This window comes from Mesonia profundi (assembly GCF_031085155.1).
In the GTDB taxonomy this organism is placed as follows: domain Bacteria; phylum Bacteroidota; class Bacteroidia; order Flavobacteriales; family Flavobacteriaceae; genus Mesonia; species Mesonia profundi.
The window spans coordinates 3,371-19,653 of record NZ_JAVHUL010000015.1 but is presented as its reverse complement, the minus strand read 5'-3'; the positions used below and the strand labels follow the sequence as shown (position 1 = coordinate 19,653).

The 16,283-nt window shown below is 40.0% G+C and carries 10 protein-coding genes and 2 tRNA genes; 3 read left to right on the top strand and 9 right to left on the bottom strand.

The window, feature by feature from the left end:
* Positions 1-96 precede the first annotated feature (96 nt).
* On the top strand, positions 97-1,791 hold the full coding sequence (gene gldJ, locus RBU60_RS07115) for a gliding motility lipoprotein GldJ (protein ID WP_308864055.1): 1,695 nt from the start codon (positions 97-99) through the stop codon (positions 1,789-1,791).
* A gap of 68 nt (positions 1,792-1,859) precedes the next feature.
* Complete coding sequence (locus tag RBU60_RS07110; RefSeq protein WP_308864054.1) at positions 1,860-3,137, top strand: UDP-N-acetylmuramoyl-tripeptide--D-alanyl-D-alanine ligase; 1,278 nt, start codon at positions 1,860-1,862, stop codon at positions 3,135-3,137.
* A 57-nt stretch (positions 3,138-3,194) separates the two neighbouring features.
* On the opposite strand, the gene RBU60_RS07105 is transcribed toward RBU60_RS07110, so the two are convergent.
* From RBU60_RS07105 to RBU60_RS07065, 9 genes are all read right to left on the bottom strand, one after another.
* A tRNA-Val gene (locus RBU60_RS07105) sits at positions 3,195-3,269 on the bottom strand.
* 44 nt (positions 3,270-3,313) lie between these two features.
* Positions 3,314-3,388: transfer RNA gene (locus RBU60_RS07100), tRNA-Val, on the bottom strand.
* Between the two features lie 1,880 nt (positions 3,389-5,268).
* On the bottom strand, positions 5,269-6,486 hold the full coding sequence (locus RBU60_RS07095) for a bifunctional folylpolyglutamate synthase/dihydrofolate synthase (protein WP_308864052.1): 1,218 nt from the start codon (positions 6,484-6,486) through the stop codon (positions 5,269-5,271).
* Positions 6,487-6,492: 6 nt separating this feature from the next.
* Positions 6,493-7,353, bottom strand: a complete 861-nt coding sequence (locus RBU60_RS07090) for an energy transducer TonB (protein WP_308864051.1) — start codon at positions 7,351-7,353, stop codon at positions 6,493-6,495.
* A 2-nt stretch (positions 7,354-7,355) separates the two neighbouring features.
* Positions 7,356-7,745, bottom strand: coding sequence for an ExbD/TolR family protein (locus RBU60_RS07085; RefSeq protein WP_308864050.1), 390 nt, complete (start codon positions 7,743-7,745; stop codon positions 7,356-7,358).
* Position 7,746: 1 nt separating this feature from the next.
* A complete protein-coding gene (locus RBU60_RS07080; protein ID WP_308864049.1) occupies positions 7,747-8,448 on the bottom strand; it encodes a MotA/TolQ/ExbB proton channel family protein in 702 nt (233 codons plus the stop codon).
* Positions 8,449-8,535: 87 nt separating this feature from the next.
* A complete protein-coding gene (gene nhaB / locus RBU60_RS07075; RefSeq protein ID WP_308864047.1) occupies positions 8,536-10,005 on the bottom strand; it encodes a sodium/proton antiporter NhaB in 1,470 nt (489 codons plus the stop codon).
* A 31-nt stretch (positions 10,006-10,036) separates the two neighbouring features.
* The gene (locus RBU60_RS07070) at positions 10,037-11,263 is read right to left on the bottom strand and encodes a Glu/Leu/Phe/Val dehydrogenase dimerization domain-containing protein (protein ID WP_308864046.1); all 1,227 of its coding nucleotides are present in this window, start codon (positions 11,261-11,263) and stop codon (positions 10,037-10,039) included.
* 156 nt (positions 11,264-11,419) lie between these two features.
* Positions 11,420-12,493 (bottom strand): anhydro-N-acetylmuramic acid kinase, encoded by a 1,074-nt coding sequence (locus RBU60_RS07065; RefSeq protein ID WP_308864045.1) that lies wholly within the window; start codon positions 12,491-12,493, stop codon positions 11,420-11,422.
* Positions 12,494-12,578: 85 nt separating this feature from the next.
* Here RBU60_RS07065 and RBU60_RS07060 point away from each other — a divergent pair, with 85 nt between their 5' ends.
* Positions 12,579-13,721 (top strand): acyl-CoA dehydrogenase, encoded by a 1,143-nt coding sequence (locus RBU60_RS07060; protein WP_308864044.1) that lies wholly within the window; start codon positions 12,579-12,581, stop codon positions 13,719-13,721.
* The last annotated feature ends 2,562 nt before the right edge of the window (positions 13,722-16,283 follow it).

The window sequence follows — 16,283 nt, the reverse complement described above, 5'->3', positions numbered from 1 at the left end:
AAAAGTAATCTATCTGCTAAATTTCCAAAACAAACTTGTTAATTTGACGTTAATTACTATATTGCAAGCCCAAAATATTTACAAACTTACTGTGATATGACATTAAAAACCGTTTTTAAATCAATCTTTTTAGTTGCTCTAGCTGCGTCATTTACTGGTTGCAACAACTCAAAAGACTACAAAGACAATTCACGCGCTACCGGATGGAGGCTAGACGGGAAGGATGGTAATTTAAAATACAAAACCGATTACGACGAACAAGAAACCGGTCCAGGTTTAGTGTTTATAGAAGGAGGAACTTTTACCATGGGTAGAGTTCAGGATGATGTGATGCATGATTGGAACAATACGCCAACGCAACAACACGTTCAGTCTTTCTATATGGATGAAACTGAGGTGACCAACCGCATGTACCTTCAATACTTAGATTGGTTAAAATACACCTTTGACCCTACAGAAGATAAATATAGAAATATTTATTATGGGGCATTGCCAGATACCTTAGTGTGGAGAAACAGATTGGGATATAATGAAACCATGACTAACAACTACCTTCGTCACCCAGCTTACCAAAACTATCCTGTAGTGGGTGTAAACTGGATTCAAGCGACTGAATTTAGTAAATGGAGAACCGATCGTGTGAACGAAATGGTTTTAGAAGAAAAAGGCTTTACAGCAGATGGTGCAAGACTTAAAGCAGATCCTAGCACTACCTTTAATACAGAAACTTACATCAACTCACCAACTTCAGTATACGGAGGAGATGATGAGCTTACCAGAGGAGGAAAAGCTTCTGACAGAAGAGAGAAAGAAAATACGCCTAAATCTAAAGGTGTTCAAGGGGACGGTCAAGGAGAAGCCAAAAACTTATACATACAACGTAAAGACGGAATTTTATTACCAGCCTATAGATTACCTACAGAAGCTGAGTGGGAATATGCTGCCCTAGGAATGTCTTCTGTAAGAGAATACAACACCTACAGAGGAAGAAAGAAATATCCTTGGGATGGTCAGTATACTAGATCTGGTTCAAGAAAAAAGAGAGGTGATCAATTGGCTAACTTTAAGCAAGGAAAAGGAGATTACGGCGGAATCGCTGGATGGTCTGATGACGGTGCAGATATTACAGCCGAAATTAAATCTTACTCGCCTAACGATTTTGGAATCTATGATATGGCAGGAAACGTCGCAGAATGGGTAGCCGATGTATACAGACCTATCGTAGATGATGAATTTAATGACTTTAACTACTATAGAGGTAACGTATACACTAAAAACGCTATCAATAAAGATGGTACCGTTAAAATTGTACAGACAGATAGTGTGGTTTATGACACCCTTAGTAATGGTAGTATTGTTGCCGTAAGTCTTCCAGGAGAAATTCAGCAAGAAGCAGTAACTTCAGAAGATACTTACTTGAGAACTCAATTCTCAGAAAGTGATAACAGAGACTTTAGAGATGGTGATGCTAGCTCTAGCAGAGACTACTCAGAGAATGATAAAGATAGAATGTACAATTCACCTCAACACCAAGTGAGTGTAGAAAGAGATAGCTCTGGTACGGCAACAGGATTAGACAGACAGTATGACACCAATGCAAATAGAACTACGCTAATAGACAATGAAGTTAGAGTATTCAAAGGAGGTTCTTGGAGAGATAGAGCTTACTGGTTAGACCCAGCACAAAGAAGGTATTTCCCTCAAGATATGGCAACAGACTATATCGGGTTTAGAAACGCAATGTCTAGAGTTGGTTCTAAATCTCAAAAGGGAAAAAGAGCAAGAGACTAAATATTATTTATATCATATCACTAAAAAACCCTTTCTTTACGGAAGGGTTTTTTTATAGCAGTATACCCATGAAAATTTCTCAACTACACCAACTTTTTTTAGACAGCAGCGGCGTTTCTACAGACACGCGCAACATCAAGAACAATAATTTATTTTTCGCTTTAAGCGGAACCAATTTTAATGGCAACTTATTTGCTACGGAAGCTTTAAAGAAAGGAGCCTCTAAAGTGGTCATTGACGATGAAAAATACCGTTCAGAAAATAGTATTCTCGTAGAAGATTGTCTAATCGCTTTACAAGACCTAGCGCATTATCATCGGAAGCATCTTGGGTTAAAAATTATAAGCATCACCGGAAGTAACGGAAAAACGACCACCAAAGAGTTACTTACCCAGGTGCTCCAACAAAAATATAAGGTCGTCGCCACCACCGGAAACCTCAACAATCATATTGGCGTGCCGCTTACACTGCTCTCTATGAACAAAGAAACCGAAATAGGCATCGTAGAAATGGGCGCTAACCATCAAGGAGAAATTAAATCTCTATGTCAAATAGCAGAACCCAACTATGGCTACATCACCAATTTTGGGAAAGCCCATTTAGAAGGTTTCGGCGGAATTGAAGGTGTTATCAAAGGCAAAAGTGAACTCTACGATTATCTTATTAGGAACGAGCAAACTGTCTTTATTCATATAGAAGATGAGACTCAGGTTGAAAAAACCAAAGACTACAAAAAACGCATTTCCATAGGAAGCAGCAAAGAAGCTAATTACCTCATCAGCAGTTATACCAGCAATTTTCAAGCTTGCATTACGTATAAAGATACAAAAGTGAGCTCTCAGCTCACCGGAAGTTACAACAGCTTTAATATGGCTGCCGCTACCGGAATCGGGCTATACTTTAAGGTAGAAATGGAAGCTATACAAGATGCCATTCAACACTATGTTCCCAGCAACAATAGATCTCAGCGTTTAGATTTAAACGGAAATCAAATTATTTTAGACGCCTATAATGCCAACCCTAGTAGCATGATTCTAGCCATCGAGAATATCGCTTCTCTTCCTGCTAAGAAAAAGGTACTTATTCTTGGTGATATGTTTGAGGTGGGACCTACTTCTCATGAGGAGCATCAGCATATTGTAGACCTACTGGAACCTATGCCAATAGACCTCGCCTTAGTCTGCGGGGAGAATTTTTATAAAACGAAAACCGAGAATGTTCTCGCATTCCAACAATTTGAAGATTTAAAAGACTACCTCTCTAAAAAGAATATCCAAGACAGCACCATTCTTATTAAAGGATCTCGAGGAATGCAACTGGAGCGGCTCTTAGATCTCTGGGAATAATCGAAAAATATAGAAATAAAAAAGGCTTCCTTTATGTAAAGGAAGCCTTTTTTTGTGTGGGCGCTGAGGGATTCGAACCCCCGACCCCTTGGGTGTAAACCAAGTGCTCTGAACCAACTGAGCTAAGCGCCCGTGCATCGTGAAAAATAAAAACCTGAAGAATTCTCCAGGTTTAGTGGGCGCTGAGGGATTCGAACCCCCGACCCCTTGGGTGTAAACCAAGTGCTCTGAACCAACTGAGCTAAGCGCCCGCACGTAATGCGAGTGCAAATATAATATATTTTTGAGATATCGCAAGAAAAAAATAAAGATTATTATGAAAGCTTTGAGATTGTCATAGAAATCGAAGTTGAAGCTGAAATCGAAATGGAGAGCTGGTAGTGAGAAGTGAGATATTAGAACATAGACCTAAAAAAACAGCAAAACGGTAAAACAGCAAAATTTAAAAGTGAAAAGTAATATAAAACTATACCCAAGACTTAAAAAGTAAAAAGCTAGAAGTAGGAAGATTTCTCATTCATACTCAATCGCTTCCTGTCATACTGAGCGGAGACACGGAGTCGAAGTATCTTTTGGTTATGGAAGCAAACATATTCAAACTACTTCTCGATACAATTACTCCTCTCGTCGTAATCACCCGCCTGAATCACTAGTTGGACGGGCTCGAAGTGACAAGGTGAAATTGAAGTTGAAGTTGAATTAAAAAAGCTGGAAGCGCGAAGTGAGGCTTCGATACATCCCGAAACTTCGGGGCTCATGAAAATCACTCAGCACTTCGATACAAATTCCTTGCAGGAATTCACTCAGTGATCGTTTTGAGTAGTGAAAAAATAGAACCACGACGTTTAGAACCACGACGCTTAGACTTAAAAAGCTAGAAGTAGGAATTTCGGAACACGATGATATTAAAGTAAGGAATTATGGCCTATCGAGAATTTATCGTAAAACCCGCCTGAATGACTAGTCGGGCAGGCCCGCCTGAATGCTAGTCGGGCAGGCCCGCCTGAATGCTAGTCGGGCAGGCCCGCCTGAATGCTAGTCGGGCAGGCCCGCCTGAATGACTAGTCGGGCAGGTTTGAAGTGAAAGCGCCGTAAAATTTCAGACTGCCCGCCCGAACCGGTACGGGCGGGTCTGAGCCAAGTTTTCTTATTTTAGCTATTACAAACCACTATTGGCGAGTTTCTGAAATTTAGGTGCTGAACAAAAAATTTAGATAAAGTCTCGTAAGCCTAGATCTCCCGCCCGAACGTGCCTTTTCGGTACGGGCGAGGTTTTGTTTAGCTCACGCGCTATTATTTTTATTGAGTTCGTGAATCTCTCAAGAGATTTCTTTTTCCAGCGATGGAAATCGCAGATTCACGAACACCGAAGGTAAAATAGAGACGAGTGGTGAGTAAAAAAGTAAAGAATATATATAGCGCACCTTAATGATCGTCGATTAGCAATTCATATACATTAGAAGCTAGAAGTGGGCTTCGATACATCCCGAAGTTTCGGGGCTTGCGAAAATCACTCAGCACTTCGATACAAATTCCTTGCAGGAATTCACTCAGTGATCGTTTTGAGTAGTGAAAAAATAGAACCACGACGCTTAGACTTAGGACTAGGTTGAATTTCTTCTGTCATTGACTCCGTCGAACCACTGCGTTAGGTTTCCGACGAGAGGAGGAATCTCATGCATAGAACTTTTTAATACTTAGGAGAGTTTTCAATTTCGAATTCAATTTCGAATTCAACTTCAACTAGTGAGGCTTCGATACAATTTTCTTGCGAAAATCACTCAGCCACCGTTTTGAAAAGTAAAAAATAGAACCTAGAAAAAAGACTTTTAAACGTAGGACGCTTAGACTTAACAAATTTTTCGAATTCGAATTCGAATTCAATTTCATTTTCAATTCCTCATCCCATCCCTAGCTTTGCGGGCCCGTCCGAACGTTTCATCCGGGCGGACAGGCAGGCGTAGCTTCGCCCGCGCCGGTCGGACGGGCCTTCCCTGAAGGAAGGGAACTTTTCTCGTGTTTTAAAAGAGTACCCACCTCTAAAAAAGCAAGTACTTATCCCGCTCTTTATGTTTGGGTAGACTATTCTTCTAAAAGACAGGATAAGTCTACGACGAATTGAAATTTAACTTTATAGTATTTCTGCTACGGTAAATGTACTGCCTCCCACAAAGATGACTTCTTCGGGTTGGGCTTTTAATTTTGCTTCAGCTAAAGCTTCTTTTACAGAAGAATAACTATTTCCGTTAAGCTTAAAGTCTTTTGCCTTTTCTACCAAAATAGAAACAGGCATTCCTCTTTCTACGTTTGGCTGACAAAAATAATACACCGCTTCCTGAGGAAACATAGGCAAAAGCTGATCCAGGTCTTTATCGTTGACAAAACCCAGTACGATATGAAGCTTCCTTGCGTTGAGTTCTTTTAATTGATTCAGCACAATTTTAAGCCCCTCTTCATTATGTCCGGTATCGGCAATTACTTTAGGGGAATCTTGTAGCATTTCCCATCTTCCCCGTAATCCCGTATTCACCACTACTTTTGCAAGTCCGGTTTGTAAATTTTCATGAGAGATGTTCCAAGCTTGGTTTCTTAGGTTTTCTACCGCTACGGCTACCGTTTGCTTGTTTTTCTCTTGGTAATCACCTTTTAAATCTGATGTTAAGAAAATAGATTCACATTCTTCAGCGAAGCTGATGGGCGCATGTACCGCTTCGGCTTTCGCTAAAAATACTTTTTGGGAAGCTGCTGAGGTCTCCCCTATAACCACGGGTGTATTGGGTTTGATAATCCCTGCTTTTTCTCCTGCGATAGCTGAAATGCTATCTCCCAAAAACTGGGTATGATCCAAACCAATGTTCGTGATGATAGAAAGTTCTGGTGAAAGGATATTCGTGCTGTCCAATCTTCCGCCAAGACCCACTTCTACAATAGCCACATCTACTTTCTCATGATGAAAATAAGCAAAAGCCATGCCCACCGTCATCTCAAAAAAAGACAAGCCTTGTTTTTCTAAAAACGTTTGATGCGTTTCTATAAATTTGATGACAAAATCTCTACGGATTTCTTTGCCGTTGATTTTAATGCGTTCGGTAAAGTCTTTTAAGTGCGGAGAAGTATATAAACCTACTTTATAACCGGCTTCTTGCAACACGGAAGCTAGCATATGACTGCTAGACCCTTTTCCATTGGTACCGCCTATATGAATACTTTTAAAATTATTTTGTGGTTGTTGTAAGACTTCCGCGAAAGCGAGAATATTAGTCAGGTCTTTTTTAAAGGCCGATTTTCCTTGCTTTTGATACATAGGTAATCGCCCAAACATCCAAGTTAAGGTTTCTTGATAATTCATAAATCTTTACTCAGATAGTTTAAATTCGTACTCAATATACCCCGTTTGTTTTAACGGCGCTTGAGCATCGCTATTAAATTTGGTCGCTAAAGCAGCACGTCGGGCAGGCTCCATCAAACAAGGTGCGGTATTGGTAGTTCCTCGTGATCCCGCAGAAGCACTAATCACTTTCCCTAGCTGATTCACTTCTATCTTCACCACTACAATTCCTGACTCATTACAGTCTTGTACAAATTTCTCTTTGTTTAAGGCTTTTCTTCCGCCTAGACGGTAATTTCCATCTCCATCAAGTCCTTTCCCTTGTCCGTAATAAGAACTTGCATTAGGATCTCCATTTGGATCACCTTTATCTCCGGCTTGGTTATCGTTCCCTTCTCCTCCATTAGCCTCTCCATCTTTTTCAGGTCCGTTTAAAATACTGTTTAACGCATCTGAAGTGGACTTTTCAGGCTGAGGATCGGGTTCTTTTTCGGGCTCTTTTTCTTTTTGAGGCTCTACCTCTTTTACCGGGTCTTTGGTCTCCTTTTCTTCTTGAGATTTATTTTTTTCTTTCTCCTTATCCTCCTCAATTACGGGAGCTTCTTCGGTATCTTGTGTCGTTACCTCCTCCTCTACCGGCGTACTCGTTTCTTCTTGAGGTTCACTTGGCGGAGTGGTATTTTTTTGTGGAGAAGATTTTATAGGTTCGGTGGGCTGCACCTCTCCCGAGCCTACTTCACTCGTCCCAAAATTAATGGCAATGCCGTTTTCTGGCGGCGGATCTAAGTACGTAAAACCAAAAAGTAGCAATAATAAAATAAGTCCGATTGAAATTACCGTAGTAATTATAGCCGACTTCTTTTCGTATTTGGTTTCTAGTAAATTCATACTTATGGCTTTACAGCTAAAACAACTTTATATTTATTCCTTTTGGCGATATCCATAACGCTTACGGCATTTTGAATAGGCACACTTTCTTCGGCACGCAAGATAATGGTAGGATCTTCATCTCCAGCCAATCTTTTTTGTAATTCTAGCTCCAATCGATCTCCCGAAACCTGATCTGAATTGATAAAAATCTCTAAATCTTTATTGATGCTTACCGATAAACTCTGAACATTGCTCGTTTTCCCTTTTGCTTTAGGGAGAATAAGGTCTAAAGCCTCTGGAGTAATCGCAGGAGACGTCAACATAAAAAAGATAAGCAAGAGAAACACGATATCGGTCATAGAAGACATGCTAAACTCTGGACTTACTTTATTTCTTCCTCTTAGGTTCATATTATGCAGGTTCGTTTAGTAAGTCTAGAAAATCAACGGCGGTAGTTTCCATTTGGTGCACTACTTTATCGGTCTTTACTACTAAATGATTGTAGCCAATATAGGCAATAATTCCAACAATTAATCCGGCAACGGTCGTTGTCATCGCGGTATAAATTCCTTCCGCTAAAGCTCCCATTTCGGCTTGACCGCTACTGGTGGCCAATTCGTGGAATGCCAAAACCATACCAATTACCGTTCCTAAAAACCCAATCATTGGTGCAGCTCCTGCAATGGTAGCTAAAACGCTAACGTTCTTTTCTAACTTATATACTTCTAATCTTCCCGCATTTTCGATGGCCGTATTAATATCTTCTAAGGGACTTCCTATACGAGAAATTCCTTTAGCGGTAATTCTAGCTACGGGAGAATCTTCTTGAGCACATCTTATTTTTGCGCCTTCAATGTTTCCGGTAGCGACATGGTCTTTAATTTGATGCATAAAGTTAACATCAGTTTGAGAGGCGGCTTTTACCGCAAAAAGACGCTCAAAATAAATATAGATGGCTGCTACAAATAGAATAAAGAGAATACCAATAATAATTTGACCCCCTAATCCTCCACTGATAAGTAAATCCATAAAAGAAAGTGTTTTTTCTTCTACGACTGCCTCTGCATTTTGGGCAGCAGCTTCTGCAGTTTCTTGTAAAGTAATCGCTAGCATAAAATTTTTTGTTTAGTATATATAGTTAGTAACGAAAAAAAGAATTTTAAATTATATAATGAGTTAAAGCTTAGTTATAATTTGGTTTTACAGGAAAAATAATACTCCTAAATAACCTACCACACTCAGCACAATGGTATAAGGTAAAGCCATCTTTGCCATTCTACCATAACTTAAGTTAATCAATGGCGCTAAAGAGCTGGTTAACAAAAATAAAAATGCTGCTTGCCCATTAGGGGTCGCCACACTAGGTAAATTGGTTCCCGTATTAATGGCGATGGCCAAACGCCTAAATTGATCTGCAGAAATCTGTCCGGCATCAAAAGCACTTTTCACCTCTCCTATATAAACGGTAGCGACAAAAACATTATCACTTATCATAGACAACGCACCATTGGCGATATAAAATACTGCTGGCTGGTGATCTGGCTCTAAAGATAAAGCCCAATCAATAATAGGATTAAACAAGTGCTGCTGATGAATCATTGCAACAATCACAAAAAACACAACGATTAATCCCGTAAACGGCAAAGCTTCTTCAAAAGCTTTCCCTAAGCTATGTTCTTCTATAATCCCCATAAAAGCGGTTTGTATAACGATAAGACCTAGGCCTATAAACCCCACTGGAGCAATATGAAATGCGAGTCCCAAGATTAAAAACACCGCCGAAATCGCTTGCACTATGAGTCCGTATTTTTGTGAAGCCGTACGAGTTTGGTCTTGTTTTAGGGTATAGTTTTCTATAATGGTTCTCGCAGGTTTTGGCAACTTACGGCCAAAACCAAAAGTTTTTGTCGTCTCCAAAACTACGGTAGTAATCATTCCCGCCACCAACACTGGAAGCGTTATGGGGGCCATATGAAGAAAAAAGTCTACAAAATCCCATCCCAGTTTCTCTCCAATCAGCAGGTTTTGAGGCTCCCCTACTAGCGTACAAACACCCCCCAAGGCTGTACCTACCACGCCGTGCATAATCAAACTTCTAAGGAAAGCCCTAAATTCTTCTAGGGTTTCACCTCCTAGCTCTTTTCTATCTAAAATACCACTTTCGTTATAATCGGTGTCCGTAGAGAGAATCTTATGGTAAATCCCATAAAACCCAACCGCTACTCCTATCAAGACTGCTGTTACCGTTAAGGCATCTAAAAAAGCCGACAATACCGCTGCCATGCTTAAAAACAACAAGGAGAGCATCACCTTTGATTTTACGTTGATAAACACCTTACTAAAAATATACATGAGTAAGGGTTTCATAAAGTAGATCCCCGCCACCATAAACATCAGCAGAAAGATGACTTCAAAATTTTGAATCACTTCTACTTTTGCAGCTTCTGGGGAGGTTAATCTCAAGATTAGTATTTCTATGGCTAGCAATCCCCCCGATTGCAACGGATAACATTTTAAAGCCATCGCCAGCGTAAAAATAAACTCTGCAATAAAGATCCAAGCGGTAACAGTTGGCCCTAAAATGTATAGTGAAAAGACATTAAAAATAAGAAAGAAAACAATGGTGTATTTAAACCAAACAGGACTACTTCCCAAGAAATTTTTTAACATGATGGAGGTATTGAAGTGACAAGCCCTAGGCTTACACCAATTGTTTTAAAGCGATTTCAAAAGCTGTTTTACTTATATTCTTTTTATCACTACTGTGATCAAAGCTATTTTGAATCGCTTTCCTTATCGTCATGGAAGTGTCGTTAAAAATGGCCTCATCGGTCATTTCTACTTCGTTTTCCATGAGGTAAGCGAATACTCTCGCCATTCCGCAGTTAGAGATAAAATCGGGAATCAAGCTGATGCGCTCATCGGTGTATTCCATAATGCTTCCGAAGAAAATTTCTTTATCGGCAAAAGGCACATTAGCTCCACAAGAAATTACTTCAAGGCCATTGTCTATCATCGTAGAAACCTGCTCTTTCGTAATCAATCTTGAGGCGGCACAAGGGGTAAATATCTCGGCTTTCAGCTTCCAAACTTTCTCGTTAATTTCTTCAAACGGAACCATCTCCTTAGCCACTAAGGTATTCCCATCTTTATTTAAGAAAAGTTCTTTTATTTCTTCAAAACTGAAACCCTCTTCATTAATAAGTCCGCCATCTTTATCAATAATTCCTACGATTTTAGCTCCCATTTGAGCCAAGTAATACGCTGCGGCAGAACCTACATTTCCAAAACCTTGTACGATAGCACGTTTTCCTTTTACATCCCCCCCATAAACACTGTAATAGTGTTTTACCGCTTCGGCTACACCAAAACCGGTAATCATATCTCCAACGGTATATTTTTGATTTACATCTGGAGAATAATCTGGAGTTTCTAATACTTTCACTACGCCTTGACGCAATTGTCCTATACGGTTTGTTTTCTCCACTTCTGTAGGTTTAAAGTGCCCTTGAAACACCCCTTCTTGTGGATGATCTACTCCAAACTGCTGCGTTATAGGAATCACTTCACTTCCTTGATCTACATTCATATCGCCTCCCGTCCCGTAGTACGTCTTTAGTAACGGAGCAACCGCTTTAAACCAACGCTCCAACACTCCCTTTTTTCTAGGGTCGTGCGGATTAAAATTAATTCCAGATTTTGCTCCTCCAATGGCAGGACCAGAAACCGTAAATTTCACTTCCATGGTTTTGGCTAGAGAGAGTACTTCATTCTTATCCAAACCTTCACGCATACGCGTTCCCCCTCCGGCAGCGCCTCCTCTAAGCGAGTTGATCACGGTCCATCCTTCGGCTTCGGTTTCCGCATCTTTCCAGTTAAAGACAATTTCGGGTTGCTTATTCTCGTATTTCTTCAGTAAATCTTTCATGGGTATACTATTTTTTTGTGGTCAGAGGTGATGCATGATGTCTTTTTCAACGCGAAAAAGCCAAAATCTTGCCGACTCATTCCATAAGTAGGTTAATTTTTTGCATCGCAAATATAAACAAATCAAAATGTTAAGAAGACTTTAACCTTTAGAAATTTACGGAAGAAAAATCTTTCCCGAGGAGTGGTCTTTAGAAGCTCCGGTAACCGACTTGAGCACATTCACTTTACCCGTTAATTTTAAGACACCCAAAAGCCCGAAAACTAAGGCTTCTTTATACTCCACTAATTCCTTTTCTGGAATCACCAATTGCAAGCTGCACAGGCTTTTAATATGCTTTATTAAGGTGCTATTAAAAGCACCCCCGCCGGTAATCAATACTTGCTGAGTAGCATTTCCTTTTAACTCATGCGCAATTTGCTGTGCCGCATGATACGTGTAGGTCGCTATTTTATTTTTTATAGAAATTGGAGCTGCTTTTATTAAAGGAAAAACTTTGGCTTTCACCCATTCTATCCCCAAAGATTTGGGTGCTTGTTGTTGATAGAACGACAAGGCATTTAAGCTGGCCAACAAGTTGTCATCCACTTCACCTAAAGCAGCAATTTTCCCATCTTCATCAAAACCATAACCCATTTGTTCTGCCAAAAAGTTAAGTACCGTATTTACCGCACCAATATCGTAAGCGATACGCTTCTCATCTTTCTCTAGGGAGACATTCGCAAAGCCACCTAAATTAAGACAGTACGTATACTCTGCGAAAAGCAGTCGGTCGCCTATGGGAACCAAAGGAGCTCCTTGTCCGCCTAACTTCACATCCTGCACTCTAAAATCGCAGACGGTTTTTAGGCCTATTTTTTTCGCTAAAGCGGAATTGTTCCCTATTTGAATCGTAATTCCGTTTTCTGGTTGATGTAAAACGGTGTGCCCATGAGCGCAAACGGCATCCAAGGTGTCTTCAGTAAGCTGATGCTCTTTCAAAAATTGCTGAATCACTTCCGCCAAATAAATCGTATAAGTTTCGTCTAAATCTGTTATTTCAGGGATAGATAATAAGGACGCATTTTCTAGTTTCCGCTTCCATACTTCGGGGTAAGCATGCGTTTCTGCAGCCGTAATTTTAAACTCCCAAACCCCCTTAAAATCTACAAATTGGATGCAGGCAAGATCAATTCCGTCTAAGGAAGTACCAGACATTACTCCTACTACTTGATACCTTAATTTTTTCATATTTGTAAAATTAAAGCTATTCTATTGAATTTCGCCCTCGAAGAAGTATATTTGCATCGTTTTACTAAAATTAAATCAACAACTAATGGATTTTAAGTTAACAGAAGAGCATATCATGATCAGGGATGCAGCAAGAGATTTTGCCAAAACTGAGTTACTTCCTGGAGTCATCGAAAGAGATGAAAAACAAGAATTCCCTACCGAGCAGGTGAAGAAAATGGGAGAATTGGGTTTCCTAGGAATGATGGTTTCACCAGAGTATGGCGGAGGCGGAATGGATACCGTTTCTTACGTATTGGCGATGGAAGAGATTTCTAAAATCGATGCTTCCTGTTCTGTCATCGTTTCTGTCAACAACTCTTTAGTATGTTGGGGGCTTGAAACCTACGGAAACGAAGCGCAAAAGAAAAAATACTTAACGAAATTAGCTACCGGAGAATCTATTGGAGCTTTTTGTTTAAGTGAGCCAGAAGCTGGTAGTGATGCCACCTCACAAAGAACTACAGCCATAGATAAAGGAGACCATTATATTCTTAACGGAACAAAAAACTGGATCACCAACGGAAGTAGCGCCGATTATTACTTAGTAATCGCTCAAACCGACAGAGAGAAAAAGCATAAAGGAATTAATGCTTTTATCGTAGAAAAAGGAATGGAAGGTTTTGAAGTAGGTCCTAAAGAACAAAAATTAGGAATCCGCGGAAGCGACACCCATACCCTTAACTTTAACGATGTAAAAGTACCTAAAGAAAATCGCATTGGCGAAGATGGTTTCGGATTCAAGTTTGCGATGAAAACCTTATCTGGAGGAAGAATTGGGATTGCTGCACAAGCTTTAGGAATTGCTAGCGGTGCTTACGAGTTGGCCAGAGATTATTCTAAAATAAGAAAAGCTTTTGGGACTGAGATTTGCAATCACCAGGCGATCGCCTTTAAATTAGCCGATATGCATACCGAAATTACTGCGGCAAGACATTTGGTAATGAAAGCGGCTTGGGACAAAGACCAAGGCAACAATTATGATATGAGTGGTGCTATGGCAAAATTATTTGCCTCTAAAGTAGCGATGGATACGGCGGTAGAAGCAGTACAAGTACACGGCGGAAACGGATATGTAAAAGAATACCACGTAGAGCGCTTGATGAGAGATGCAAAGATTACTCAGATTTATGAGGGAACTTCAGAGATTCAAAAAATTGTGATTTCTAGAGGCTTGTTGAAAGATTAAGCAATCACCCTTTTTATACTATCACCCCGCAATTGCGGGGTTTTTTTTGTGCTTAAAAACAGTAATGAGAATTGAGTAGTTAGTATTGAGAGATGAGACGGGAGAAAATAGACTCCTCCTCGCTATGCTGTCATTTCGACGAAAGGAGAAATCCCATCTATAGAATTTTTAGAACCTAGAGTCTAGAACCTAGATTTTTAGACTTAAGACGATAAGACCTAGGACTGCTGGAATCAGGACTTTTAGAACCACGACGCTTAGACTAAACAAGGTTTTCGATTTCGATTTCATTTTCAATTTCTTCTTCCATCCCATCCCTAGCTCCGCCCGCGCCGGTCGGACGGGCCTTCCCCGAGGGAAGGGAACTTGTTAGGTATTTTAAGTGAATCAATTACTCTCTAAAAAGAAGAGATGTAACGCTAAGTGTAAAAGTGAAAACAAAAACATTAAAGTAAGTAAACCTGGCCTATCGAAAGTTGCGCGTAAAATTGGCAGTGCAGTAAGCGTAAAAATTTTAGGCTGCCCGCCCGAAAGGGTACGGGCGGGTTTGAGCCCGATGAAAATCGGGTGAGTTCCTAAAATTTAGCTTACAAACCTACAATTTAGCGCTGGTTTCGTAAGCCTAGACTTCCCGCCCGAACGTACCTTTTCGGTACGGGCGAGGTTTTGTTACTTTTTTGGGTAATGCAAAAAAGTAAAGAATCTATATAGAACCTTAATGATTGTCGATTAGTAATAAACAATTAACTCCTCCTCGCTATGCTGTCATTTCGACGAATGGAGAAATCTCATTCATAGAATTTTTAGAAAATAGAACCCTAAAATCTAGACCCAAGGACTTTTAGAATCACGACTTAGAAAGTGGAAAATGAAAAATTTAAAGTGAGGCTTCGATACATCCCGAAACTTCGGAGCTTGCGAAAATCACTCAGCACTTCGATACAAATTCCTTGCAGGAATTCACTCAGTGACCGTTTTGAGTAGTGAAAAAATAGAACCACGACGGTTAGACCCAAGACGCTTAGACTTAAAAAAGTGAAAAACGAAAAGTGAAAAGTGGGCTTCGATACAATTTTCTTTCGAAAATCACTCAGCCACCTTTTTAGTATGGAGTAGTTAGAGGTGAGAGGTGAGAAAATAGAAACTAGATTCTAGACTTAGGACTTAGGACTTAGGAAAGCTTGAAGCAGGAAGTGGGAATTTCGGAACACGATGATATTAAAGTAAGGAATTATGGCCTATCTAAAAAAATATTAAAAATCAAGGAAGCAGCGTTGGCTAGAAGATGAAAAGCTGCCCGCCCGGACCGGTACGGACGGGTTTGACCGCAGGGAGTTCTTTTCATCTGTGGCGGTGGGTTCCGTAGTATTTTCTTATGTCTTTTTAGTAAGTCTTGACTTCCCGTCCGACCGGCACGGGCGGGTTGCTTCGTTTTACATCAAGGTAAAATGAAGAAAACTTACATCTAAAACGCTTATGATTGTCGATTAGCAATTCATATACATTAAAAATGAGGCTTCGATACAATTTTCTTGCAAAAAATCACTCAGCCACCTTTTTAGTATGGAGTAGTTAGAGGTGAGAGGTGAGACGGGAGAAAATAGAACCAAGACGTTTAGAAACAGGACTGTTGGAATCAGGACGTTTAGACCCACGACTTAGAAAGTGAAAAACGAAAAGTGGGCTTCGATACAATTTTCTTTCGAAAATCACTCAGCCACCGTTTTAGTATGGAGTAGTTAGAGGTGAGAGGTGAGACGGGAGAAAATAGAATCTAGATACTAGAGTCTAGAACCTAGACCAAAGACTTTTAGACCCACGACGCTTAGACTAAAAAAAGTGAAAAGAGAAAGTCGGAAATTGGAAGTTAGAGATTACAAAACAAGAAAAATTTTAAAAGTAAAAACGAAAACATGAAAAGAAAGTATCTGGCCTACTTTTCATGTGCGTAGTAAAACCAAGAAGAAATTTAGCGTTGGCTGAAGCAGTATGGCCTAGCGCAGCGATCGCCATACGGAGGATATAATTTTTTCTTTGGTTTTCAAGAGCAGGAAAATCAGCCTAGATTTCCCGCCCGAACGTACCTTTTCGGTACGGGCGAGGTTTTGTTACTTTTTCCAGCGATGGGAAAAAGTAAAGAATATATATAGCACCTTAATGATTGTCGATTAGCAATTCATATACATTAAAAGTTAGGCTTCGATACAATTTTCTTGCAAAAAATCACTCAGCCACCTTTTTAGTATGGAGTAGTTAGAGGTGAGAGGTGAGACGGGAGAAAATAGAACCAAGACGTTTAGAAACAGGACTGTTGGAATCAGGACGTTTAGACCCACGACTTAGAAAGTGAAAAACGAAAAGTGGGCTTCGATACAATTTTCTTGCGAAAATCACTCAGCCACCGTTTTAGTATGGAGTAGTTAGAGGTGAGACGGGAGAAAATAGAACCAAGACTTTTAGAAACAAGACTGTTGGAATCAAGACTTTTAGACCCACGACTTAGAAAGTGAAAAACGAAAAGTGGGCTTCGATACAATTTTCTTGCGAAAATCACTCAGCCAC

Coding starts and splice junctions, on each gene's coding strand:
- gldJ (WP_308864055.1), top strand. CDS start 97: ATGACATTAAAAACCGTTTTTAAATCAATCTTTTTAGTTGCTCTAGCT.
- RBU60_RS07110 (WP_308864054.1), top strand. CDS start 1,860: ATGAAAATTTCTCAACTACACCAACTTTTTTTAGACAGCAGCGGCGTT.
- RBU60_RS07095 (WP_308864052.1), bottom strand. CDS start 6,486: ATGAATTATCAAGAAACCTTAACTTGGATGTTTGGGCGATTACCTATG.
- RBU60_RS07090 (WP_308864051.1), bottom strand. CDS start 7,353: ATGAATTTACTAGAAACCAAATACGAAAAGAAGTCGGCTATAATTACT.
- RBU60_RS07085 (WP_308864050.1), bottom strand. CDS start 7,745: ATGAACCTAAGAGGAAGAAATAAAGTAAGTCCAGAGTTTAGCATGTCT.
- RBU60_RS07080 (WP_308864049.1), bottom strand. CDS start 8,448: ATGCTAGCGATTACTTTACAAGAAACTGCAGAAGCTGCTGCCCAAAAT.
- nhaB (WP_308864047.1), bottom strand. CDS start 10,005: ATGTTAAAAAATTTCTTGGGAAGTAGTCCTGTTTGGTTTAAATACACC.
- RBU60_RS07070 (WP_308864046.1), bottom strand. CDS start 11,263: ATGAAAGATTTACTGAAGAAATACGAGAATAAGCAACCCGAAATTGTC.
- RBU60_RS07065 (WP_308864045.1), bottom strand. CDS start 12,493: ATGAAAAAATTAAGGTATCAAGTAGTAGGAGTAATGTCTGGTACTTCC.
- RBU60_RS07060 (WP_308864044.1), top strand. CDS start 12,579: ATGGATTTTAAGTTAACAGAAGAGCATATCATGATCAGGGATGCAGCA.